The 21,741-nt window shown below is 69.1% G+C and carries 21 protein-coding genes; 13 read left to right on the top strand and 8 right to left on the bottom strand.

Annotation, left to right across the window (positions count from 1 at the left end):
• From nadC to AB0I66_RS27615, 8 genes are all read left to right on the top strand, one after another.
• Positions 1-981 (top strand): carboxylating nicotinate-nucleotide diphosphorylase, encoded by a 981-nt coding sequence (gene nadC, locus AB0I66_RS27580; RefSeq protein ID WP_363210615.1) that lies wholly within the window; start codon positions 1-3, stop codon positions 979-981.
• Positions 982-988: 7 nt separating this feature from the next.
• Positions 989-1,795: a type III pantothenate kinase gene (locus AB0I66_RS27585; RefSeq protein WP_363210616.1), complete on the top strand. Its 807-nt coding sequence runs from the start codon at positions 989-991 to the stop codon at positions 1,793-1,795.
• A 153-nt stretch (positions 1,796-1,948) separates the two neighbouring features.
• A complete protein-coding gene (locus tag AB0I66_RS27590; protein ID WP_363210617.1) occupies positions 1,949-2,320 on the top strand; it encodes a hypothetical protein in 372 nt (123 codons plus the stop codon).
• A 75-nt stretch (positions 2,321-2,395) separates the two neighbouring features.
• Positions 2,396-3,037, top strand: coding sequence for a hypothetical protein (locus AB0I66_RS27595; RefSeq protein WP_363210618.1), 642 nt, complete (start codon positions 2,396-2,398; stop codon positions 3,035-3,037).
• A 14-nt stretch (positions 3,038-3,051) separates the two neighbouring features.
• Positions 3,052-3,222 (top strand): hypothetical protein, encoded by a 171-nt coding sequence (locus AB0I66_RS27600; protein ID WP_363210619.1) that lies wholly within the window; start codon positions 3,052-3,054, stop codon positions 3,220-3,222.
• 153 nt (positions 3,223-3,375) lie between these two features.
• Complete coding sequence (locus AB0I66_RS27605) at positions 3,376-3,861, top strand: BlaI/MecI/CopY family transcriptional regulator (RefSeq protein ID WP_363210620.1); 486 nt, start codon at positions 3,376-3,378, stop codon at positions 3,859-3,861.
• A 9-nt stretch (positions 3,862-3,870) separates the two neighbouring features.
• Complete coding sequence (locus AB0I66_RS27610; protein ID WP_363210621.1) at positions 3,871-4,404, top strand: amino-acid N-acetyltransferase; 534 nt, start codon at positions 3,871-3,873, stop codon at positions 4,402-4,404.
• 224 nt (positions 4,405-4,628) lie between these two features.
• Positions 4,629-4,967 (top strand): Lsr2 family protein, encoded by a 339-nt coding sequence (locus tag AB0I66_RS27615; RefSeq protein ID WP_363210622.1) that lies wholly within the window; start codon positions 4,629-4,631, stop codon positions 4,965-4,967.
• Here the strand turns inward: AB0I66_RS27615 and AB0I66_RS27620 are convergent.
• Positions 4,946-5,539 carry an SCO3374 family protein gene (locus tag AB0I66_RS27620; RefSeq protein WP_363210623.1) on the bottom strand — a complete coding sequence of 198 codons (594 nt, stop codon included), beginning with the start codon at positions 5,537-5,539 and terminating at the stop codon, positions 4,946-4,948. The genes AB0I66_RS27615 and AB0I66_RS27620 overlap by 22 nt on opposite strands.
• Before the next feature lie 441 nt (positions 5,540-5,980).
• On the opposite strand from AB0I66_RS27620, the gene AB0I66_RS27625 reads away from it, so the two are divergent.
• Complete coding sequence (locus AB0I66_RS27625) at positions 5,981-8,506, top strand: ATP-dependent Clp protease ATP-binding subunit (protein WP_344524723.1); 2,526 nt, start codon at positions 5,981-5,983, stop codon at positions 8,504-8,506.
• Positions 8,507-8,657: 151 nt separating this feature from the next.
• Here AB0I66_RS27625 and AB0I66_RS27630 read toward each other — a convergent pair whose 3' ends face one another.
• Positions 8,658-11,222, bottom strand: coding sequence for an NACHT domain-containing protein (locus tag AB0I66_RS27630; protein ID WP_363210624.1), 2,565 nt, complete (start codon positions 11,220-11,222; stop codon positions 8,658-8,660).
• Between the two features lie 240 nt (positions 11,223-11,462).
• Positions 11,463-11,897 (bottom strand): PPOX class F420-dependent oxidoreductase, encoded by a 435-nt coding sequence (locus AB0I66_RS27635; protein WP_363210625.1) that lies wholly within the window; start codon positions 11,895-11,897, stop codon positions 11,463-11,465.
• Between the two features lie 227 nt (positions 11,898-12,124).
• Between AB0I66_RS27635 and AB0I66_RS27640 the strand changes: the two genes are divergently transcribed.
• Entirely contained in the window at positions 12,125-12,838 is a 714-nt protein-coding gene (locus AB0I66_RS27640; RefSeq protein ID WP_363210626.1) for a DUF4232 domain-containing protein, read from the top strand.
• Positions 12,839-12,935: 97 nt separating this feature from the next.
• Here AB0I66_RS27640 and AB0I66_RS27645 read toward each other — a convergent pair whose 3' ends face one another.
• The 3 genes from AB0I66_RS27645 to AB0I66_RS27655 are packed head-to-tail and all read right to left on the bottom strand — an operon-like array spanning position 12,936 to position 14,201.
• Positions 12,936-13,124 carry a DUF397 domain-containing protein gene (locus AB0I66_RS27645; RefSeq protein ID WP_363210627.1) on the bottom strand — a complete coding sequence of 63 codons (189 nt, stop codon included), beginning with the start codon at positions 13,122-13,124 and terminating at the stop codon, positions 12,936-12,938.
• Positions 13,121-13,303: a DUF397 domain-containing protein gene (locus AB0I66_RS27650; RefSeq protein ID WP_363210628.1), complete on the bottom strand. Its 183-nt coding sequence runs from the start codon at positions 13,301-13,303 to the stop codon at positions 13,121-13,123. The genes AB0I66_RS27645 and AB0I66_RS27650 overlap by 4 nt, the downstream gene beginning before the upstream one ends.
• The gene (locus tag AB0I66_RS27655; protein ID WP_363210629.1) at positions 13,296-14,201 is read right to left on the bottom strand and encodes a helix-turn-helix transcriptional regulator; all 906 of its coding nucleotides are present in this window, start codon (positions 14,199-14,201) and stop codon (positions 13,296-13,298) included. The genes AB0I66_RS27650 and AB0I66_RS27655 overlap by 8 nt, the downstream gene beginning before the upstream one ends.
• A 315-nt stretch (positions 14,202-14,516) precedes the next feature.
• On the opposite strand from AB0I66_RS27655, the gene AB0I66_RS27660 reads away from it, so the two are divergent.
• A complete protein-coding gene (locus AB0I66_RS27660; protein WP_363210630.1) occupies positions 14,517-14,936 on the top strand; it encodes an ATP-binding protein in 420 nt (139 codons plus the stop codon).
• Here the strand turns inward: AB0I66_RS27660 and AB0I66_RS27665 are convergent.
• Entirely contained in the window at positions 14,926-18,018 is a 3,093-nt protein-coding gene (locus AB0I66_RS27665) for an NACHT domain-containing protein (protein ID WP_363210631.1), read from the bottom strand. The genes AB0I66_RS27660 and AB0I66_RS27665 overlap by 11 nt on opposite strands.
• Positions 18,019-18,530: 512 nt before the next feature.
• Here AB0I66_RS27665 and AB0I66_RS27670 point away from each other — a divergent pair.
• Complete coding sequence (locus AB0I66_RS27670; RefSeq protein ID WP_363210632.1) at positions 18,531-19,232, top strand: M23 family metallopeptidase; 702 nt, start codon at positions 18,531-18,533, stop codon at positions 19,230-19,232.
• Positions 19,233-19,243: 11 nt separating this feature from the next.
• On the opposite strand, the gene AB0I66_RS27675 is transcribed toward AB0I66_RS27670, so the two are convergent.
• The gene (locus AB0I66_RS27675; RefSeq protein ID WP_363210633.1) at positions 19,244-19,819 is read right to left on the bottom strand and encodes a helix-turn-helix domain-containing protein; all 576 of its coding nucleotides are present in this window, start codon (positions 19,817-19,819) and stop codon (positions 19,244-19,246) included.
• A 169-nt stretch (positions 19,820-19,988) separates the two neighbouring features.
• Between AB0I66_RS27675 and AB0I66_RS27680 the strand changes: the two genes are divergently transcribed.
• Entirely contained in the window at positions 19,989-21,656 is a 1,668-nt protein-coding gene (locus tag AB0I66_RS27680; RefSeq protein WP_363210634.1) for an MDR family MFS transporter, read from the top strand.
• Positions 21,657-21,741: the final 85 nt, after the last annotated feature.

Genomic DNA, 21,741 nt, shown 5'->3' on the forward strand with positions numbered 1-21,741 from the left:
GTGAGCACCCCCGACGACCTCCCTCTCGCCCCCACCGGCGGCTGCGGCGATGCCTGCGGCTGCGGCGGAGACGACGCGTACGACCCCATGGAGTGCGGCCTCGACCCCGCTCTCGCGCAGCTCCTGACCGAGGCGGGGCTCGACCCCGTGCAGGTCGAGGACATCGCGCACATGGCGATCGAGGAGGACCTGGCGGGCGGCGTGGACGTCACCTCGGTCGCCACGATCCCCGAAGAGGCCGTCGCCACCGGCGACTTCACCGCGCGCGAGGCCGGCACCGCGGCGGGCCTGCGCATCGCCGAAGCCGTCATCTCCATCGTCTGCACGGACACCTTCGAGGTGGAGCGGCACGTCGAGGACGGCGACCGGGTGGCGGCGGGCGACAAGCTGCTCAGCGTCACCACCCGCACCCGCGACCTGCTCACCGCCGAGCGCAGCGCGCTCAACCTGCTGTGCCGCCTCTCCGGCGTGGCGACGGCCACGCGCGCGTGGGCCGACGCACTGGACGGCACCAAGGCCGAGGTCCGCGACACCCGCAAGACGACGGCCGGGCTCCGCGCCCTGGAGAAGTACGCGGTGCGGATGGGCGGCGGCGTGAACCACCGCATGTCGCTCTCCGACGCGGCCCTGGTGAAGGACAACCACGTGGTGGCCGCCGGAGGCGTGGAGCAGGCCTTCAAGGCCGTCCGCGAGGCCTTCCCCGACCTGCCCGTCGAGGTCGAGGTCGACACCCTGCACCAGCTGCGCGAGGTCGTGGACGCGGGCGCCGACCTGATCCTCCTGGACAACTTCACGCCGGGCGAGACCGAGGAGGCCGTGGCCCTCGTCGACGGCCGGGCGATCCTGGAGTCCTCCGGCCGCCTCACCCTGGAGAACGCCCGGGCGTACGCGGAGACGGGCGTGGACTTCCTCGCGGTCGGCGCCCTCACCCACTCCTCGCCGATCCTGGACATCGGCCTCGACCTGCGCGCGGCGGAGTGACGACGACATGCTGCTGACCATCGACGTCGGAAACACCCACACCGTCCTCGGCCTCTTCGACGGCGAGGAGATCGTCGAGCACTGGCGCATCTCCACCGAGGCCCGCCGCACCGCCGACGAACTCGCCGTGCTCCTCAACGGGTTGATGGGCATGCACCCGCTGCTCGGCGACGAGCTGGGCGACGGCATCGACGGCATCGCCATCTGCTCGACCGTCCCCTCCGTCCTGCACGAACTGCGCGAGGTCACCAGGCGGTACTACGGAGACGTGCCCGCCGTCCTGGTGGAGCCCGGCATCAAGACCGGCGTGCCGATCCTGATGGACAACCCCAAGGAGGTCGGCGCCGACCGCATCATCAACGCGGTCGCGGCGGTCGAGCTCTACGGAGGCCCCGCCATCGTCGTCGACTTCGGCACGGCGACGACGTTCGACGCGGTCTCCGCGCGCGGGGAGTACACCGGAGGCGTCATCGCCCCCGGCATCGAGATCTCCGTCGAGGCCCTCGGCGTACGGGGCGCCCAGCTCCGGAAGATCGAGCTGGCCCGGCCGCGCAGCGTCATCGGCAAGAACACCGTGGAGGCCATGCAGTCCGGCATCCTGTACGGCTTCGCGGGCCAGGTCGACGGCGTCGTGCAGCGCATGGCCCGCGAACTGGCGGGCCCGGGCGGCGACCCGGACGACGTGACGGTCATCGCGACCGGCGGCCTCGCGCCCATGGTGCTCGGCGAGGCCACGGTCATCGACGAGCACGAACCGTGGCTGACCCTCATCGGCCTCCGCCTGGTCTACGAGCGGAACGTGTCCCGGAGTTGATGTCCCGGAGTTGAAGTCCCGCAGGTGAGCCCGCCAAAGCCGTCGGCTCATAACCGGCGGCTCATAAGCGGGGCTTGCGCACACAACCCTGCGCCCCATACAAGAGTCTGCGCAGGGACGGGACTTGAGCAGGTTCGAGCGGGCGTGGAGCAAATGGGGCGTAGGGGAAGACTGGCCGCGGCAGTGGCGGCCGGGGTGCTGGCCGGCCTCGCCGGTCCCGCCGCGGCGGCGCACACGGCCACCGGGTTCGACGAGGCGCGCTCCGTGTACGCGGTGAGCGTCCCGGCGGCGACGGCCTCTCCGTCCACGACCTCCAGCACGGCGCCGTCCGGTGTGACCCCCACCTCCACCACGTCCCCGGACCCCGAAGAGCACGGCCCCGAAGCCCCCGACGCCCGAGAAGCCCCGGACGGCAAAATGGCGGACACCGGCGCGAACGTCCTCCCCTGGATAGCCGCCGCCGCGGCCGGCGCCCTCGGAGTCGGCGCGGTCGCCTTCGCCATGATCCGCCGCCGCTCGGACTAGACACGCGAGCGGGCAGAGCCACGACACATATTGGCGTTAAGCGGATTTTGTCCACTTTGCACGTATCGTTAGCTCATGCCCACGCCATACGGATCTCGCGGCGGCATGGCCTTCGGTGCGGAGGAACTGCGTGTGCTCCGCCGCGCTCTGGCCCTCGCCCTGCATCCCAGCCCCGTCTCCGCCGGGGACGTCCAGGACTGCCTACGCCTAGCCGACGCCGTCGACCAGGCGGTGAGCGAGGGTGCCAGGCTCCGCGCCTTCCTGCTGGCCGACCTCGCCCGCTACCGGACGGCCCTGCCCGGCACCGCCACCGGCTACCTCGCACTCCTGGAGGACGTCCTCTCCGCCGGCTACCAGCCCGGCGCCGACGATCTCGCCGCGCTGCGCGCCCTGCGCGGCAACCCGGTGGCCGCCGCCCTCCTCGACCGCTGCCGGACCGTCGCCGAACAGGCCGTACGCGCCCGTCTCGCGGGCCGGTCCCATGCGGCCGTCCCGGCACCCCGCCCCCTCGTCCCCGCCTCACGCACGCGCCTGCTCGCCCTTCCCGGCGGCCGGAGCGAGGCCGGTGACCGGGCGGCGCCCAAGCCCAAGACGCCGAACTCCCCTCCGGCGAAACCGGCCGCCCCGGAGCCGCCACGCCCCGTGCCCACCCCGGCCGAGGTCTTCCCTCCCAAGCGCCGCCCGACGGACCCGCCGCACCAGCTCGCCGCGGGCTAGCTACTCTGGGGGGCATGGAATACGTCTCCGCGCTCCTGCCCCCCGTAGTGATGGCCGTGTTCTTCGGCGGTCTCATCGTGACGATCGTGAAGACCCAGGGCGGCGCCAACAAGGCCAAGGAGGACGCGGCCGTCGACGCCGTGATCTCCAGCGCCGAAGGCGCCCGGCAGACCCCCAAGGCCTGACGGTCCCGATCTCCGGTGACCTGAGGTCACCACCCGCACACTCTTGGCGTACGACTCGCTCACATTCCGAGTCGTACGCCCTTTTTGTTGGGGAAATGGCAGCTCCGCCACGTCCGTCACGTCATTAGTGACATCTCCCACTATTGTTCTCGTGTGCCTCGCCCCTTGGGAGAACTCGAAGACTCAGTCATGACACGGGTGTGGAAGTGGAACCGCCCCGTGACCGTTCGAGAAGTCCTGGAAGACCTTCAGCAGGAACGGTCCATCGCGTACACCACCGTCATGACCGTTTTGGACAATCTTCATCAGAAGGGCTGGGTGCGCCGTGAAGCGGAAGGCCGTGCCTATCGATATGAGGCGGTCTCCACTCGGGCCGCCTACGCCGCCGCACTGATGAACGAAGCTTGGTCGCAGAGCGACAACCCCGCGGCCGCTCTCGTCGCGTTCTTCGGGATGATGTCGGCGGAACAGCGCGAAGCACTCAGTGACGCGATGCGGATCGTGGGCCCGGTCTCTCAGGCCCCGATCTCCGAAGCGCCGATCTCTGAAGCCCCGATCTCTGAAGCCCCGATCTCTCAAGGCCCCGCCACTCAAGCCCCGCAGAACCCCGGCGAGGCGGAGCCCGAAGCAGAACGATAGCGTCCGGTCATGCCAGCAGAACCCCCTGAACTCAGCGCTAAAGCAGTCTCCGTACGCCGGGCGCGCACAGCCGATGTGCCGGTCGTACGCAACCTCCTGGACTCCTACGCCCGTCAGGGGATCCTGCTCGACAAAGCGACGGTCGCCCTTTACGAGTCCATCCAGGAGTTCTGGGTCGCGGAACGCGACGACAACGCCGAGGTCGTCGCCTGCGGTGCACTGCACGTGATGTGGGAAGACCTCGCGGAAGTGCGCACTCTCGCCGTGAACCCCGACGTCAAGGGCGTCGGAGTGGGGCATCAGGTGTTGGGGAAGTTGCTGCAGACCGCTCGCTGGCTCGGTGTCCGCAGGGTTTTCTGTCTCACCTTCGAAGTCGACTTCTTCGCGAAGCACGGCTTCGTGGAGATCGGTGAGACACCTGTCGACGGAGATGTCTACAGCGAGCTGCTGCGTTCCAAAGACGAGGGCGTCGCGGAGTTCCTGGGCCTCGAACGAGTGAAACCGAACACCTTGGGCAACAGCCGGATGCTTCTGCATCTGTGATCGTCGCCGGTATTCCGGGGCTGCCTGCTGCCCCGGTTCCCTATGTCCGAAACGCGCATGTTTCCTGGGTTCTCGGGGTCCCCGGTCTCTCCCGGGGGTTTGTGTTTTCCCAGCAAAAGCGGTTTGCTTTCCGACGTACTGCAGTACTGCATATAACAGGGGGCGGCGATTCCACGGCTCGCGCCGTGCGATCCGGCCCTAAGTTATCGATGAAAGGAAATCCGGTGGCACAGAAGGTTCAGGTCCTTCTTGTCGATGACCTCGACGGTGGCGAGGCAGACGAGACCGTGACGTTTGCGCTGGACGGCAAGTCGTACGAGATCGACCTCACCACGTCGAACGCGGACAAGCTCCGCGGTCTTCTTGAGCCTTACCTCAAGGGCGGTCGTCGTACCGGTGGCCGTGGTTCGGCCGGACGTTCCAAAGCCCGCGCCTCCGCCACGAGCGGCGGTCAGGACACCGCGGCGATCCGTGCCTGGGCCAAGGACAACGGTTTCGAGGTCAACGACCGCGGCCGCGTCCCCGCGTCCATCCGCGAGGCCTACGAGAAGGCCAACGGCTGACGACGGGTTCGTCGCAGCCGGACCCGGTGGCAGTGCGTTGCCGCCGTGTCCACGAGTCGTACGAGACCGGAGCCCACGGCGGGGTCGCTGTGAGGCATGGCGCCACCCCCCACGCAGGACAGGGACGGCAATGCCGGCAGCGTCGGCTCCACCTCGCACCCGGGCTCCGGGGGTCGCAGCCACACGGCGGCCCCCTGCGTGCCGGACCACCCCGGAGGCGTGGGCGCGTCGATCCGTCCGCCCGCCCCTACGGCCGTGAGGTCCAGGGGGATGCCGCCCCACTCCAGCCAGTCCAGGAGCCCCGGCAGCTCGTCGGCGCTTCCCGCGGCCACGAAGAGCCGCATCGATTCTCCTCGCAGGGCCACCGGCGCCTTCGGCCCGAGATGCCTCAGCGCGGCGAAGCCGGCCTCGGCGGGCAGCTGCAGTACGTCGAAGCGGAGCCCCGTCAGGAGCTGCACCGGCAGCCCCGGGCGGCGTTCGTCCGTCGCCCAGCCGAGCTCGTTCGCGTACCACTGCCGCACCGGGTCGCTCTGGTCGACCGGTACACGGGGCTGGGGAACGGTGAAGGCCATGCATGGAGCAACCGGCCGGAAGCGTCTCGGGTTACGCAGAGTGCCCGTGCGATTGCTCTCGGTGTCCGGAAAAAGGGCGTACGGGCGTGTTCGGCCGCGCAAGGGTGTTCGCCCGTAGCGGAGGGAACCGGCGCGCGCCGCATGGAGTGTCAGTCCTTACGGGTAAGACATCCCTAGTGGGGAGGGGCGACACACGCGCGAGGCCGTCTCACGTTCGCCATCGGCGTAGTGGTGGTGAGGGTAAGTGCTTGGCCTGCGGGAACATCGTCTCGCACCATCGGGTTGGAGCAGTTGTCGGCGTTCGGGGTCAGGAGGCACCTCTTGTTCTCGGCCGGGTGTCGGCAGTTGGAATGAGCGGTCCCCGCTTGCGGGACTAAGCTGCGGAAGGACAGGGAGGGGACAGCCCCCTTACTGCCTGACCGCTCTGAGGAGCGATTAACGATGTTCGAGAGGTTCACCGACCGCGCGCGGCGGGTTGTCGTCCTGGCTCAGGAAGAAGCCCGGATGCTCAACCACAACTACATCGGCACCGAGCACATCCTCCTGGGCTTGATCCACGAGGGCGAGGGTGTCGCCGCTAAGGCCCTGGAGAGCCTCGGGATTTCGCTCGAGGCGGTCCGCCAGCAGGTGGAGGAGATCATCGGTCAGGGCCAGCAGGCCCCGTCCGGCCACATCCCCTTCACCCCCCGTGCCAAGAAGGTCCTGGAGCTTTCGCTCCGCGAGGCCCTTCAGCTGGGCCACAACTACATCGGCACGGAGCACATCCTGCTCGGCCTGATCCGCGAGGGCGAGGGCGTCGCCGCCCAGGTCCTCGTGAAGCTCGGCGCCGATCTCAACCGGGTGCGGCAGCAGGTCATCCAGCTGCTCTCCGGTTACCAGGGCAAGGAGACCGCCACCGCCGGCGGTCCTGCGGAGGGCACGCCTTCCACGTCCCTGGTGCTCGACCAGTTCGGCCGGAACCTCACCCAGGCCGCTCGTGAGTCCAAGCTCGACCCGGTCATCGGGCGCGAGAAGGAGATCGAGCGGGTCATGCAGGTGCTGTCCCGCCGTACGAAGAACAACCCGGTGCTCATCGGCGAGCCCGGCGTCGGCAAGACCGCCGTCGTCGAGGGCCTGGCGCAGGCCATCGTCAAGGGTGAGGTGCCCGAGACGCTGAAGGACAAGCACCTCTACACGCTTGACCTCGGCGCGCTGGTCGCCGGCTCCCGCTACCGCGGTGACTTCGAGGAGCGCCTGAAGAAGGTCCTCAAGGAGATCCGCACCCGCGGCGACATCATCCTGTTCATCGACGAGCTCCACACCCTGGTGGGTGCCGGTGCCGCCGAGGGCGCGATCGACGCCGCGAGCATCCTCAAGCCGATGCTGGCCCGTGGTGAGCTCCAGACCATCGGTGCCACGACGCTGGACGAGTACCGCAAGCACCTGGAGAAGGACGCGGCCCTCGAGCGCCGCTTCCAGCCCATCCAGGTCGCGGAGCCGTCCCTGCCGCACACCATCGAGATCCTCAAGGGTCTGCGCGACCGTTACGAGGCCCACCACAGGGTCTCCATCACGGACGAGGCGCTGGTCCAGGCCGCCACCCTGGCCGACCGGTACATCTCGGACCGCTTCCTGCCGGACAAGGCGATCGACCTGATCGACGAGGCCGGTTCCCGGATGCGCATCCGCCGGATGACCGCGCCGCCGGACCTCCGCGAGTTCGACGAGAAGATCGCGGGCGTGCGTCGCGACAAGGAGTCGGCCATCGACTCCCAGGACTTCGAGAAGGCGGCCTCTCTCCGCGACAAGGAGAAGCAGCTGCTCGCGGCGAAGGCCAAGCGCGAGAAGGAATGGAAGGCCGGCGACATGGACGTCGTCGCCGAGGTCGACGGCGAGCTCATCGCCGAGGTCCTGGCCACGGCCACCGGCATTCCGGTCTTCAAGCTGACCGAGGAGGAGTCCTCGCGTCTGCTGCGCATGGAGGACGAGCTCCACAAGCGGGTCATCGGCCAGAAGGACGCCATCAAGGCGCTTTCGCAGGCGATTCGCCGTACGCGCGCCGGTCTGAAGGACCCGAAGCGTCCCGGTGGCTCGTTCATCTTCGCCGGCCCGTCCGGTGTCGGTAAGACGGAGCTTTCCAAGACGCTCGCCGAATTCCTCTTCGGTGACGAGGACGCCCTGATCTCCCTCGACATGTCGGAGTTCAGCGAGAAGCACACCGTCTCGCGTCTCTTCGGTTCGCCGCCCGGATATGTCGGTTACGAAGAGGGCGGTCAGCTGACGGAGAAGGTCCGTCGCAAGCCGTTCTCGGTCGTGCTCTTCGACGAGGTCGAGAAGGCGCACCCGGATATCTTCAACTCGCTGTTGCAGATCCTGGAGGACGGTCGTCTGACCGACTCCCAGGGCCGGGTCGTGGACTTCAAGAACACGGTCATCATCATGACGACCAACCTCGGCACGCGTGACATCTCCAAGGGCTTCAACCTCGGATTCGCCGCGTCGGGTGACGTCAAGACGAACTACGAGCGCATGAAGACCAAGGTCAACGACGAGCTGAAGCAGCACTTCCGCCCGGAGTTCCTGAACCGTGTCGATGACACGGTGGTCTTCCACCAGCTCACCGAGGAAGACATCATCCAGATCGTCGACCTCATGATCGCCAAGGTGGACGAGCGTCTCAAGGACCGCGACATGGGCATCGAGCTCAGCGGTGACGCGAAGAAGCTGCTCGCGAAGAAGGGCTACGACCCGGTCATGGGCGCCCGGCCGCTGCGCCGGACGATCCAGCGCGAGGTCGAGGACATCCTGTCGGAGAAGATCCTCTTCGGCGAGCTCCGCCCCGGCCACATCGTGGTCGTCGGCACGGAGGGTGAGGGCGAGGAAGCCAAGTTCACCTTCCGCGGCGAGGAGAAGGCGGCGCTTCCGGATGTGCCGCCGATCGAGCAGGCGGCTGGTGGCGCCGGGCCTAACCTGAGCAAGGAGGCGTAGCCCTCCGGGCTCGCCGTCACACTGGCTCACTGGGGCTGCCCCGGACCGTTTCCCACGGTCCGGGGCAGCTCCTTTTGCTTTGACCTTTGGCTGCGGGTGCTTTGTGGCTGAGCGCGCAGTTCCCCGCGCCCCTTACGGGGCGCCCCCCCGGTTATGAAGTGATCGTGATTCCCTCCGGGACATTCCGTACGCGGCGCAAACGTGGATTGACCCGGAGCACGCTCAGGTTCGGGAAGCGGGAGAGCCAGGACATGTCCGTGTCTGCGAGTTCCGCTGTGATCCACAGGTGGGTGAGCTGGTCGTGTTCCAGGCCGTCCAAGAGTTCCTCGGTGCGCATGACGCCGACCACCTGGATCCACGGGCGGCCGCCGAGCTCTCGTAGCGCCGCGAGTTCGGCCGTGTCGGAGACCGGGAAGTACAGGCCGAGCGGGTCGAGGTGGGCGATGATCTCTCGCGCGTACCGCTCCGTGTCGAAGTGCCGCCACGGGCGGACCAGCTCGGCCCGGATGGACAGGGCCGAGCGGTGGCGCATACGGGCGAGGTAGTCGATGGCGGCGTCGTCCTGGACGCGGGTGGCCGTGATCGCCAGGAGGAGCGCCTGCTGGTCGCTCGGCACCTGCGCGGGGTCCGGCAGCTGCTCCAGGACGATGGGGCCGACCCAGCCGAGGCTGCGGGCGGCCAGTTCCGTGGTGGGGCGCACGAGGTTCTTCGTGCGGTCGTGGACGAGCTGCTGCACCTGCGGGTCGAGCTCGGTGACGTGCTCCAGGCAGGCCGCGGCCATCAGGCGCCGGTGGTTCACGTGCGGGCGGCGCAGGTTCGGGGCGGCGGCCAGGAGCCGCTCGAGGAAGTCGGCGCACTCCTCGGGGCGGGCGTGGGCGGCGGCCATGCGGATGACCTCCTCCCACTCGGCGCGGTGCGCGTGCTCGACGAGGGTGCGGAACTGGCCGCGGGCCACTATCTCCTTGGCGGCGAGGTAGTCCTGGAAGGTGCGGTGGATGAAGTCGACCGAGAGGCCGGCCTGTTCGCGCAGCAGCCCCGTGCGGTGCAGCAGATGACGGAAGATCTTCTCGCCGTCGCCCTCGGCGCGCGCGGAGGGGATGGCGGGCAGCGCGCCGTCCAGGATCGCGACCACCCGCTCGCGCGGCAGCTCCGAGACGCCCTCCTCCACCATCGCGTGGGCCAGCTTGCGCAGAAGCAGCTCCCGGGGCCCTTGCTGGAGCCGCACATCATCGGCGTACAAGACCTCCCGCTCGGGGTCACGGCGCTGGAGGAGCATCTCCAGGGCCGCGTCGTAGAGCTCCTTGCGCCCCTTGGGGAGCGAGCCGGAGCGGTCGCGGTTCAGGGCGCAGATCAGGCCGCACATCAGCGGGTTCGTGGCGAGCTGGCGGAGCTCGCGGTAGATGCGGACGGAGTGCAGGAGCCGCTGTTCGTACTCCCTGAGCTTGTCGCGCTCCGACTGCTCCTTGCACTGGTCGTCGCTCATCGCGGCGGCGTGCCAGTCGTGGATGAAGTGGGTGACCTGGTCGCGTGACATCGGCGCGAGGGAGAGTTCCTTGAAGCCCTCCTCGGCGAGGCGTTCCTGGGCGAGCCAGCCGTCCTCGACGGCGGAGGGGCGGGACGTCACCAGGCAGCCGTTGCCGGAGAAGATGCGAAGGAGACGGCGCAGTTGGTCGCGCAGCTCGCCGCGGGTCGCCTCCGGGGCCTCGTCGATCCCGTCGACCAGGAGCATGGCGCGGCCCGCGAGGAGGGTTCGTACGACCCAGCCCTCGGGTGCCTGGTCGGCCAGCGGGTGGCTGATGGCGTGCAGGAAGTCGTCCGGGGCGGGGAAGCCCTCCCGGGCGAAGCGGCGTACGGGCAGTACGAAGGGCACGCGGGTGCCCTCGCGCGCCGCGGCCACGGCGAGCCACTGGACGAGGGTCGTCTTGCCCGAGCCGGCGACACCGCGCAGCAGCACCCGCTCGTGCCCCTCCAGGGCCCGGTCGGCGAGCAGCACGGTGCGCGGTTCGCCCGGTACGCCGCTGCCGCTGCTCTCCTCGGCCTCCAGGCTGAGGTAGGTGTCCTCCAGGGGCCAGCGGTCGGGCGCGTTGGCGAGGTCCACGCCGACGATGGTGAGCCAGCCGTGCTGCCGTACGACCTCTTCGGCGTACGCGGCCTCGAAGTCCCGGTCTTCCTGGGAGCGTTCGGGCTGGCGGGCGGCGGCCTCCGCGTCGTTCAGGTCGATGAGCTGGCGGATGCGGCTGGCGCGCTCGGCCATGTCCCGCTGGATGTGCGGGGAGCGGCGGACGAAGTGGTACAGGAGATGCAGGCACACGGCCACGAGCAGCTCGTCGTGGAACGAGGCGGCGCCGGGGGACAGCGCGCGGTCCGCGCCCTGCACGGCGCCTCTCAGGCGCCGCGCGTAGTCCTGCGGGCCGAGGCGCACCGCGTCCACGTCCGTGAGGTCGAGCTCGCCGACGGCGAGGAGGGTGCGCGTCAACACGTCGCTCACGGCGCCGAGTTCGGCCGACTGGGCGGGGCGCGCCTCGGCGGCGAGGTGGACGAAGTCGGTGGCGGTGCGGTGTACGTCGTCCGGGGTCGCGGGGGCGTCGGCGCCGCGCCAGGTGGTGAGGGCGGCGATCAGGCCGGGCGCGGCGGGCGGCTGCGGCGGGGGCGTGCGGATGAGCCGTTGTACGAGGGGTGCGGCGAGCGTCGAGGGGATGCGGACAACGGGCTCCATGGACATAGGGGGTCCCTGCGGGTGGGATTTCGTGTGTCGTGGAGGGTCAAGGGTAGGTCAACTCAAGCCTGGGGGAAGGGGCTTGAGGTGCGTGAGGGGGCCGGGGCGCAAGAAAATCCCACCGGGTGCGGCCTGGAGCCGCGATCGGTGGGATTTCCCTGCAACTCGTACGTGGTTGTGGCTGGCGGCTGGCGGCTGGCGGCGGGCGGCGGCGGGGGCGGTGCGGTGCGCGCCGGGGGCTCAGGCGAGTTCCGTGCCGTACACCTTCTCGACCGTCAGTGTGATCAGCACCCGGCGATCGTCGACCATGACGCGGCGGTACTCGTCCCAGTCCGGGTGCTCACCGGCGGCGGCCCGGTAGTAGTCGACGAGGGCCTGCACCTCAGGGCCCCGGGGGTCGGTCCCGGGCCCGATGAGGGTGGCGTCGCCCTCGGCCGTGGCCCAGGCGCGGCCGTCGGGGCTGGTCACCTCCAGGGCGGCGCGGGGGTCGCGGCGCAGGTTCGCGAACTTCGCGGTCTTCGCGGTCGTCGAGATGCGGATGACGCCCGCGGAGCGGTCGTACGACGGCATCACGGGCGAGAGCTGGGGCCGCCCGTCGGCCTTGATGGTCGCCAGCACGCCGAGGCTGCTGTCGGCGAGCAGGGCGTGGGGATCGAAGGGTGCGTCAGTCGTCATGTGGGGCCAACCGGGGGGCGGGGGCGGGGTATTCCGTGGCGTCGGGCGACGGGCGGGCCACGGGCGGGCCACGGGCGGTCCGGCGACTTTCCGGGGACTTTTCGCAGCTCAGCGGGGTTCGTTAGGCGGATGTTAGTCGGGTGGGAGTTCGGCATTAGTGGGCTCGACCAGAGTCGGTCTTGTTCCCGAGGAGGGGACGCCGACAACTACCTACGGGGGATCCCGCCATGCGTTCCAACACCACCACCGCCGCTCGTCGCCGCACGCTCCGCATCGCCGCCGCGGCCCTGACCGTCGCCGCGAGCCTCTCGCTCACGGCCTGCAACGGCGATGACGTCGCGGGCCAGGGTGACCCGTCGGCCGCCTCCAGCTCGTCCTCCACAGGCGGCTCCGGCTCGGGCGGTGGCTCCGGTTCGGACGGTGGTTCGGAGCAGGGCGGCGGCAAGGACTCGGCCGGCAAGGAGTCCGGCGGGCAGGGCACCGCGGCCGGGAGCGGCGCGGGCAACGTCGAGCGGGCCGAGAAGTGCCGTACGGATGACCTCGACATCTCGGCGACGGACAGCACCATCGACGGTGACGACAAGGGTTCGGTCGCGGTGACGTTCGCGAACCCCGGTGACCGGGCCTGCCTGCTCTCCGGGTTCGCGGGCGTCGACCTGAAGACCAACGCGGGGAACGTCTCCGCCACGCGTGAGGGGAAGCCCGCCGCGGAGATGCTCCTCACGGACGGGGAGTCGGTGTCCTTCACGGTCAGCTACCCGATGAACGACTCGGGTGGCTCCGGTGTCCGTGTCACGGGCCTCGTGGTGACCCCGCCCGGAGAGACGAAGTCGTACTCCCTGGCGTGGCCGGGCGCCGCCACGCTGCCCGTCAGCGACGGCTCGGGCTCCTCGGTCAAGGTCGGCCCGATCGGCAGCGCGGGTCAGGGTGGCGCGCAGTAATCCTGCCGGTGACCTCGGCCACGGGCTCCGGCCCCGGTTCCCCTTGCGGGAGCCTCCGCCGCCAAGGACAGCGGCACGGTCACGAAGGGCGAACTGTTCAGCGGGGCGCCGCGCTGAGAGTGCGTATCAGGGCGGCGAGGGCCTCGGGCGTGGTGGTGAGGATTGCCTCCGGGGAGTCGCTCTCCCGGAGGTGGATGGTCGCGGTCGGTTCGCGGGTGGCGGCCACGTAGACGCAGTTGGCCTGGTCGCCGCTGAAGGTGGACTTCTGCCACTGGGGCTGGATCACTGGCGCCCCGTAAGGGTTCGGACCAGGGCGGCGAAGGCCTCGGGCGAGGTGCTGAGGCTCCTATCGGGGGCGTCGCTCTCGCGGAGGCGGATGGCGCCGTCAGGAGTAGCCGCGACGTAGACGCAGTTGGTTCCCCCGGCTTCGCTGAATGTGGACTTCTGCCAGTTGAGGTCAGTCATGGCTGCTTCCTTGGTACGTGTAGAGAAGGTGCTGGAGCAGAACGCAGGAGTCACGCCCGGTGTGCGCATCTGGCGGATGATCTGTGACGACCGGGGGCAGTGAGTTCTTGCTCAACTCGGCAAAGGTGCTGCTGTACTGGTCGAGTGAGGCTTGGTCGCTGAGTTTGAGCTGCGCAGACGGGTGCTCGACCGCCACGGTTTCCAGACCGGGGACCCCAGGGCTCAGGATGGAGAACGACGCTCCGATCCACAGGGCGGAACCGGCATCGAACGGGCGTACTTGGATCGTCAGGTTTGGCATCCGGGCCGCAGTGAGCAGATGCGTCAGCTGTCCCCGCATGACGTGCGAGCTGCCCACCACCAGCCGGAGGGCGGCTTCGTGGATGACCACGTGCAGATTGGCGCGCTGGGGTGCGGCCAGGGCGCTCTGTCGTTGCAGGCGGAACTGGACCAGGGTGTCGACCTCATCTGCCGTGGCGGCGGAGAGCGAATCCCGGAAGAGGGCGCGCATGTACGCCTCGGTCTGAAGCAACCCGGGAATGACGAGCGTCTCGTACCCCTGGATCCTGGTGGCGCGACCTTCCAGTTCGGCAAGGTCGAGAGATCGCTGCGGCAAAGCCTTGCGGTAACTGGACCACCACCCCTTGCCATTGCTCTCCGACATGCGGACCAGCTCATCGACGTACGGGCCACTAGTGCACCCGTAATCGCCGACCAGGGTGCGGAGCCGTTCCGTGGAGATGCCGGTTCTGGCCGCCTCGATGTGGGTGAGGTGCGGTCGCCCCATGTCGATCAGCGCAGCCGCCTCGATGAGATTGAGCCCCGCGCTCTCGCGCAGCTTCCGTAGCTCGATGCCGAGTCTTCGCTGGCGCTCGGTGATGTGCAGCCGCAGTGCCAAGGTTGGACCTCCTGAGGGTTCGCGCTCAGTCTGCCGGGTTGGTGGCGAGGGTTCCACCGATTGAGGCAACTGGGTTGCACTAGTGGCCCGTTGTTCCTTACGGTGAGTATGGCGACGCTCACACGCTGATGGTGGAAGCATCGCTGCGACGCAGTAACCCCTGCTCAGCCGCAGAAGCGCACTGTCCGATCCAAGTCCCCGTTCCGGGCGGTGACTTGTTCGCGAGGGGCAGTAGGCCACTGCGGCCGGGCCACCCCCACCCCACCCATCACCGTCACAGCGAACGAACCCCTACGCGCGCCTTGGAGGCGTCTCATGGGCGTTACCGTGCATGACTCCGTATGCGGGGACGAGCGGCCCGAACTCCCGCTCGCCTACACCCTGTTCGCCCCCGCCGACGCCAGCTCGCCCAAGATCTGCCGCGACTTCGTACGCAGCGCGCTGCTCACGCTGGGGCTCGGTCACCTCGCCGAAGCCGCCGCGCTCTGTACGTCGGAGCTGGTGACCAACGTGCATCAGCACACGAAGGGTGACGTGCACCTGAGAGCGGCCGTCGCGGCCACGCACGTACGGGTCGCCGTGTACGACGGGAGCGATCAACTGCCGTCCCCCCGAAGGGCTCCCGGCGAGGACGAAGGCGGGCGGGGACTTTTCCTCGTGACCGCGCTGTCGGACGTGTGCGGGGTGACGCCCACCGGGAGTGGGAAGGGGGTGTGGTTCCAGCTCAATCGGTAAGTGCCGGGTAGACGTCGACTTCGACCCCCGAAGGGATCGCGTCGAGGCCGGTCACCTGGATGTCCGGGACCATCACGAGCCGGAGGGTCGGCGGGAGGGGGGCGGCGCCCAGGTCCAACGTCTCCTCGCCCGGTCGCGTGACCACCTGAAGGCGGGTGACCGTCGGGAAGATCTCCGCCAGGTGGGAAGTCGCGTCCTGCCAGCCGTTGGTGCTGGTCAGGATCAGTTCGTCGACGGTCGCCAGCCGCAGCGGGGGAGTCGCGTGGGCGAGGATGGAAGGCGTCACGCTCAGGCGTTCGAGTCGGGGGAGATCTTCGAGGTACTGCCAGTCGCCCGCGGCGCTCGGGCCGTCGTCGTCACCGAAAATGAGCCAGGTCAACTCCCGCCAACGGCGCATGCGGTGCGCATCACCGAGCGTGTCCCAGCTGCCGACGAACCCGAGCGTACGCAGCGGAGCCTCGGCAGGGATGTACGCGAGGTTCCACCACTCGCTGTCGAGGGAGAGCTTGTGGAAGCGCAGTGAGTCCAGGCGGCGCAGGCCGTGCAGCGCCTCGGGCGTGAGCCGGTCAGGGGGGAGCTCCAGGGCCAGAGAGGTGGGGACGCAGGCCGCGATCAGTCCCGACGCGGCCTCGGGGGAGACGGAAGCGCGGATGTCCAGATGCTTGGGCCGCAGGCCCAGCCGTTCGAGCTCCCTGACCTGAGCGTCGCTCTGGAGCGAGAAATGCGTGGTGCCGTCGTCGAGTTGGGCGATGACCTGTTCCGCGTAGGGGCGGGCCTCATACCTGCCCCAGCCCCACATGAGCTGGCTGCGCACCCGCAAGGACGGATGCCGCGCGAGTCGCGCGAGGAACGGGATCGCCGCGTCCGACGCGACATGCGTCGCGGTCACCGCCACATGGCGGGCCTCGTCCCTGCTCAGGTCGTCCGGACCCGGCAGCAGGTCGAGGACCATGGGTCCGATCGCCGCCAGCTCACGAGCTTCGTTCGTGCCGCGCGGCGGGATGAGCGCGGCCATCCGCCGCTCCACTTCGCGCCGTACGTCCGGCGCCAGCTCCGCCGCGTGCTCCAGGCAGGCCGCCGCCGTCAGATGGATCTTGTTCCGCGTGCGTGCATCGGCTTGCGCGTCGCCGGACTCGATCAAGTCGCGGAAAATTTCCGCCCGTTCACGTGGCCGCGCCTGCGCCACGGCCATCCGGATGACGTCCGCCCACTGGTCGTCCGTGGCCTGCCGCACCAGGAGACCGAAGTCCCCTTCGTCCACCACGGCACGCGCCCCCAGGAAGTCCTGGAAGGTGCGGTGGATGAAGTCGACCGTGCCGGGGGCCGGTTCGCGGAGCAGCCCGCTGCGGTGCAGGAAGTGCGCGTACACCGCTTGCGCGTCGCCGAGGTCGGTCAGTTCCGGGACGGACGGCAGGGCGTCGGCGATGACGGCCTCCGCGCGCGAACGGTCCATCTCCGTACGGCCGTTGCGGATCAGCCAGTACGCGAGGCGCTGCAGCAACTGGAGCTGCGGCTCCTCGCGCACCTCGGGGATGCCCATGTCGCGCTCGCGGTCGCGGCGGACGAGCAGCATGGACAGTGCCGCCGTATAGAGGTCCTTGCGGCTCAGCGGCAGGAATCCCCTGCGGTCGCGGTGCAGGGCGCAGATCAGACCGCACATCAGGGGATTGGTCGCCAGGAGGCCCAGGTCGGGCTTGGCGGACACGGCTTGCAGGAGCTGGGCCTCGTACGAGACCAGCGCGTCATCCTCCTCCGGTACGCCGGTCGCGGCTGCCGTGTGCCAGCGGCTGATGAAGGCGGCGACCTCCCGCCCGCCCATGGGGGACAGGGTCAGCTCCGCGAAGCCCTCCTCGGCCAGCCAGTCCTCCCGTACCGCCGACGGCCGTGACGTCACCAGCCAGCGGTTGCCCGGGTGGGCGTCGATCAGGTCCGTCAGCCACTCCCGCGTGCGGGCGCGCTCCGACTCCGGGATCTCGTCGATCCCGTCCACCAGGATCAGCGCGCGGCCCGCCGTCAGGACGCGGGACTCCCAGCCCTTGGGCTGTGTGCCGGCCAGCGGGGAGCCGACCGCCGCGAGGAAGTCCGCGGGGGCGGGGAGGCGCTCGCCGTGCCGGGTGAGGGTGCGGAGGGGGAGGACGTAGGGGATGCGGTCGTAGAGGTACGTCATGCGGTCGTCGTCCGGGGCGGGGCTCGCGGCGCTGACCGCGAGCCACTGGACGAGGGTCGTCTTGCCGGAGCCCGCCTCGCCGCGCAGGAGGACTCGGTCGTGCTCGGCCAGTGACTGGTCGGCGGGGCGGGGCGTGGGGGCGATCGGCGTACCCCAGGGGTCACGTCGGACCTCGCCGGACATCGCGTAGGTCTGCGTCCGATCCGTCGCCTCCAGCGACATGTACGCCGCGTCCAGCGGCCACTTCCCCGGCGTGCGGGTCAGATCGATCCCGAAGATCGTCAGCTTCCCGTGCTTCCTCGCGACGTACGCGAGATACCGCTGCTCGAAGGCCACGTCCTCCGCCCCGGGAAGGGGATTGCGGGCGATCAGTTCGTCGATCTTTGTGATCAGTTCCGACTGGCGGCGGCTCTGTTCCACCAGGGTCCGGGCCACGAAGGCCGAGCGTTGCGTGAAGAAGTGCAGGATGTGCAGGCAGGTCGTGTCGAGCAGGCGGTCGTAGAAGTACGCCGCGTCAGCCGACAGGTCACGGTCGGGGTTGCCGCTCGCCCGGCGCAGGCGCAGCGCCAGGGCGTTGTGGCCGAGCTCGACCGCCTGGACGTCCGTGAGGGTGAGGTCGCCCAGCGCGTGCAGGGTGCGGGCCAGCGCGTCGACCACCGCCTGCTCCTCGTCCGCGGGGACGGCACTCTCGCCGGAGGCCCGTACGGCCTGGCGCACCAGCTCCGCCGCCAGCTTCGCCAGGTCCTTGTCGGTCAGCTTCCGCTTCTCGCCCCGGAAGGACACGAGCCCCGAGAGGCGGACGGGTTTCTCCACCAGGCCCGCGCCCGGCCCCTCCCGTACGAAAAGGCGCTTGACCAGGGGAGTGACGACGCTCGACGCGAGTCGGGAGACGGAGCCTATGGCCGCGGGATCCATGCGCCGCAGCGTAGCGCCGGTCACATTCGGGAGGTTGTGGATCTCGGGGGCCGGTGACATGACGCACAGGCGTTATGTCCGGTACTAGGCGGAATAGTGGTGCTGGTCGGAGGGGTGGTCGGGACCTTCGGCACGCAACCCCCGGGACCTTGGGCGCGTCGGCGGGGTCCTTCCGCCGAACGTGCCAGTGCTGGCCCGAGGTGCCCTTTCGAAGTGGGGTTAAACCTGACTCCGAGCGTCAATTCCGGCAGATGGTTGAAGGGGGAATTGTCGGAATTTGTCGGTGTCAAGGGGTCGAAAGAGGGGCGGTTGGCTACGGCATTAGGTAGTAGATGGGGGGTTTGAGCAGCGGGCGGGGTGCGGGTTACCAAGGTGGGGCCCCGGCGGAAACGCAGCGAAGCGTGTGCCGGGTCCCTCTGTGTCTCGGACACAGGTTCAGTCCCAGCCCCACGTGCCACGCGGCGACAGCGGCGGTGTCACGTACACGCTCCCCATCCCGGAGGTCTTCCGCCATGTCGAAGCGCGCCACGTCCACCCTGTCCGGCCTGTCCCTGCTCCGTACGCGGACGGCCGTCATCACCGCCGCCACCGTCGGGCTCGGCGCTTCCGCCGTTCTCGGCACCGGCATCGCCGCCGCGGCCGACACCAAGGGCGGTGCGCTGCCCGGCGTGTCCGCCAACTCGATAGCCGCGCAGGCCGACGCTCAGGCCAAGGCCGCGTCCAAGGCCAAGCAGACCGCCGCCAAGAAGGCCGAGCAGGCCAAGCAGGCCAAGCAGGCCGCCGCCAAGAAGGCCGCGGGCTGGCAGGACCCGGTCGACAAGTACACGCTCTCCGCGTCCTTCGGGCTCGGCGGCAACATGTGGTCCAGCAAGCACTCCGGCCAGGACTTCGCCGTGGCGATCGGCACCTCCGTCGAGGCCGTGCACAACGGCACCGTCGTCAAGGCCGGCGGCAACGGCGCCGGTGACGGTCCCGCTTACGGCAACGCCATCGTGGTCAAGCACGACAACGGCACGTTCTCGCAGTACGCGCACCTGTCGAAGATCGACGTCCGCGTCGGCCAGGCCGTCAAGACCGGCCAGCACATCGCCGCCTCCGGCAACACCGGAAACTCCAGCGGCCCGCACCTGCACTTCGAGATCCGTACGACCCCGAACTACGGCTCGGCGGTCGACCCGGTCGCGTTCCTGCGCTCCAACGGTGTCAGCGTCTGAGCAGTGCGCGACTAGGCGCCTTCGTGCGCCTGTGTCACCAGATCGATGGCGACCTCCAGGATGGCCTTGCGCTTCTCCTCGGGGTCGCCTTCGGCGTCCTTGAGCACGAACATCCCACCGTGCATCGTGAACAACGCGCTGAAGCACCGCACCTGCGTCGTCATCGGGGCCTCGGGGTCGCGCAGGATGTCGAGCAGGCCCATCATGCGGTCCTTGAAGGTCTCGCCCGTCTTCAGGTCCCGCATCGTCGCCTGGTTCTCCTGCATGAAGCGGAAGAGCGGCGCCGCACCCTTGAGGATCTCGCTGTAGCGGGTCAGGATCTCCCGCTTCGTCTCCAGCGTGCGCGGCTGCTCCTTGCCCCACTCCATCAGCTCGTCGATGGGCCGGGTCATGTCCTCGAAGATGCTGGTGAGGATGTCTTCCTTCGTCTTGAAGTGGTAGTAGAGCGCCGCCTTCGTGACGTCCAGACGCTCCGCGATCTCGCGCAGTGACGTCTTCTCGTACCCCTGCTCGGCGAAAAGTTCGAGGGCCACGTCCTGGATGCGCTGGCGGGTGTCCCCGCGGCGCTGCTGCTTGCCCGTGACCATCTCTTTGCTCCTCGGCTCCCTCTCGGCTCGAATCCTTGGATCCGATTTTACTTACTTGACGCCCGGCTAGCTAGGGGTCTAGTTTCCCCCAGTGTAGTCAGCTTGCCGGTCGGCAAGTAAGTGGCGGCGGACAGCAACACGCAGTCGGGGTAACCGGGGAGTGGGGAACATGGCGGAGACAGGGACAAAGCCGGGGGAGCAGGCGATACCAGCGGAAGCAGCCGGATCGGCCGGATCGGCCGGATCGGCCGGATCGGCCGGATCGGCCGGATCAGTCGGATCGGAGAAGGAAGCGCCTCAGCCGCGCAGCGTGCGCGTCGTGATGATGGCGCTGATGGTCACCATCCTGCTCGCGATGCTCGACAACATGATCGTCAGCCCCGCGATGCCGACGATCGTCGGTGACCTCGGCGGCATGGAGCACCTGTCGTGGGTCGTCACCGCGTACATGCTCGCGACCGCCGCGTCGACCCCCATCTGGGGCAAGCTCGGCGACATGTACGGGCGCAAGGGCGTCTTCCTCACCTCCATAGTGATCTTCCTGCTCGGCTCCGTGCTCAGCGGAATGGCGCAGGACATGGGCCAGCTGATCGGCTTCCGTGCCGTCCAGGGGCTCGGCGCGGGCGGTCTGATGGTCGGCGTCATGGCGATCATCGGTGAGCTCGTCACGCCGCGGGAGCGCGGCAAGTACATGGGCATGATGACCGGCGTCATGGCGGTCGCCATGATCGGCGGGCCGCTCGTCGGCGGCACCATCACCGACCACCTCGGCTGGCGCTGGGCCTTCTACATCAACCTGCCGCTCGGCGCCGTCGCGCTCGCCATGGTCACCGCGGTGCTTCACCTGCCGAAGAAGAAGGCGAAGGGGCGCATCGACTACCTCGGCGCGGCGCTGTTGACCGTGGGCATCAGCTCGCTCGTGCTCGTCACCACGTGGGGCGGCACGGAGTACGCCTGGACCTCGACCGTGATCATGGAACTCATCGCGATCGGCGTCGTCTCGCTCATCAGCTTCGTCATCGTGCAGAAGAAGGCCGCCGAGCCGATCCTGCCGCTGCACATCTTCCGCAGCCTCAACTTCACGCTCATGTCGGTGATCGGCTTCCTCACCGGGTTCGTGATGTTCGGCGCGATGCTGTTCCTGCCGCTCTACCAGCAGGCGGTGCAGGGGGCCTCGGCCACCAACTCCGGGCTCCTTCTCCTGCCGATGCTGCTCTCGATGATGGTCGTCTCGTTCTTCTCGGGGCGGTTCACCACGTCGACCGGCAAGTACAAGATCTTTCCGATCGCCGGCACCGTACTGATGGTCCTCGGGCTCTTCCTGCTGTCGCAGATGGACACCGACACCTCGCGGTTCACCTCGGGTCTCTACATGGCCGTGCTCGGCGCGGGCATGGGCTGCCTGATGCAGATCACGATGCTGGTCGCGCAGAACAGCGTCGAGATGAAGGACATGGGCGTCGCGTCGTCCTCGGCCACGCTCTTCCGTACGCTCGGCTCCTCGTTCGGCGTCGCGATCATGGGGGCGCTCTTCAACAGCCGGGTCGAGGACACGATGGCCTCGCGCGCCGGTGACCTCGGCGGCAAGGTCACCGAGCAGTCGGCGCAGCTGGACGCGAACAGCCTGGCGAAGCTGCCGGAGGCCGTGCGGGACGCGTACCAGCACGCGGTGTCTGCCGGTACGCACTCGGCGTTCCTGCTGGGCGCGATCATCGGGGTCGCCGCGCTGATCGCGGCGTTCTTCGTCAAGGAGGTTCCCCTGCGGGGGGCCGGGCCGAAGGACTCCGAGCCCAAGAGCTCCGACTCCGGGGAAGCGAAGGTGGCGGAAGCCGTCTGACCTGCGGTCGGCCCCCTCGATTGAAACGGGCCCCCGGCACCTTCTGGTGCCGGGGGCCCGTTGCTGTGTGCTGCTGCCCTGCTTA

This window comes from Streptomyces sp. NPDC050439, assembly GCF_040655335.1.
Classification (GTDB): domain Bacteria; phylum Actinomycetota; class Actinomycetes; order Streptomycetales; family Streptomycetaceae; genus Streptomyces.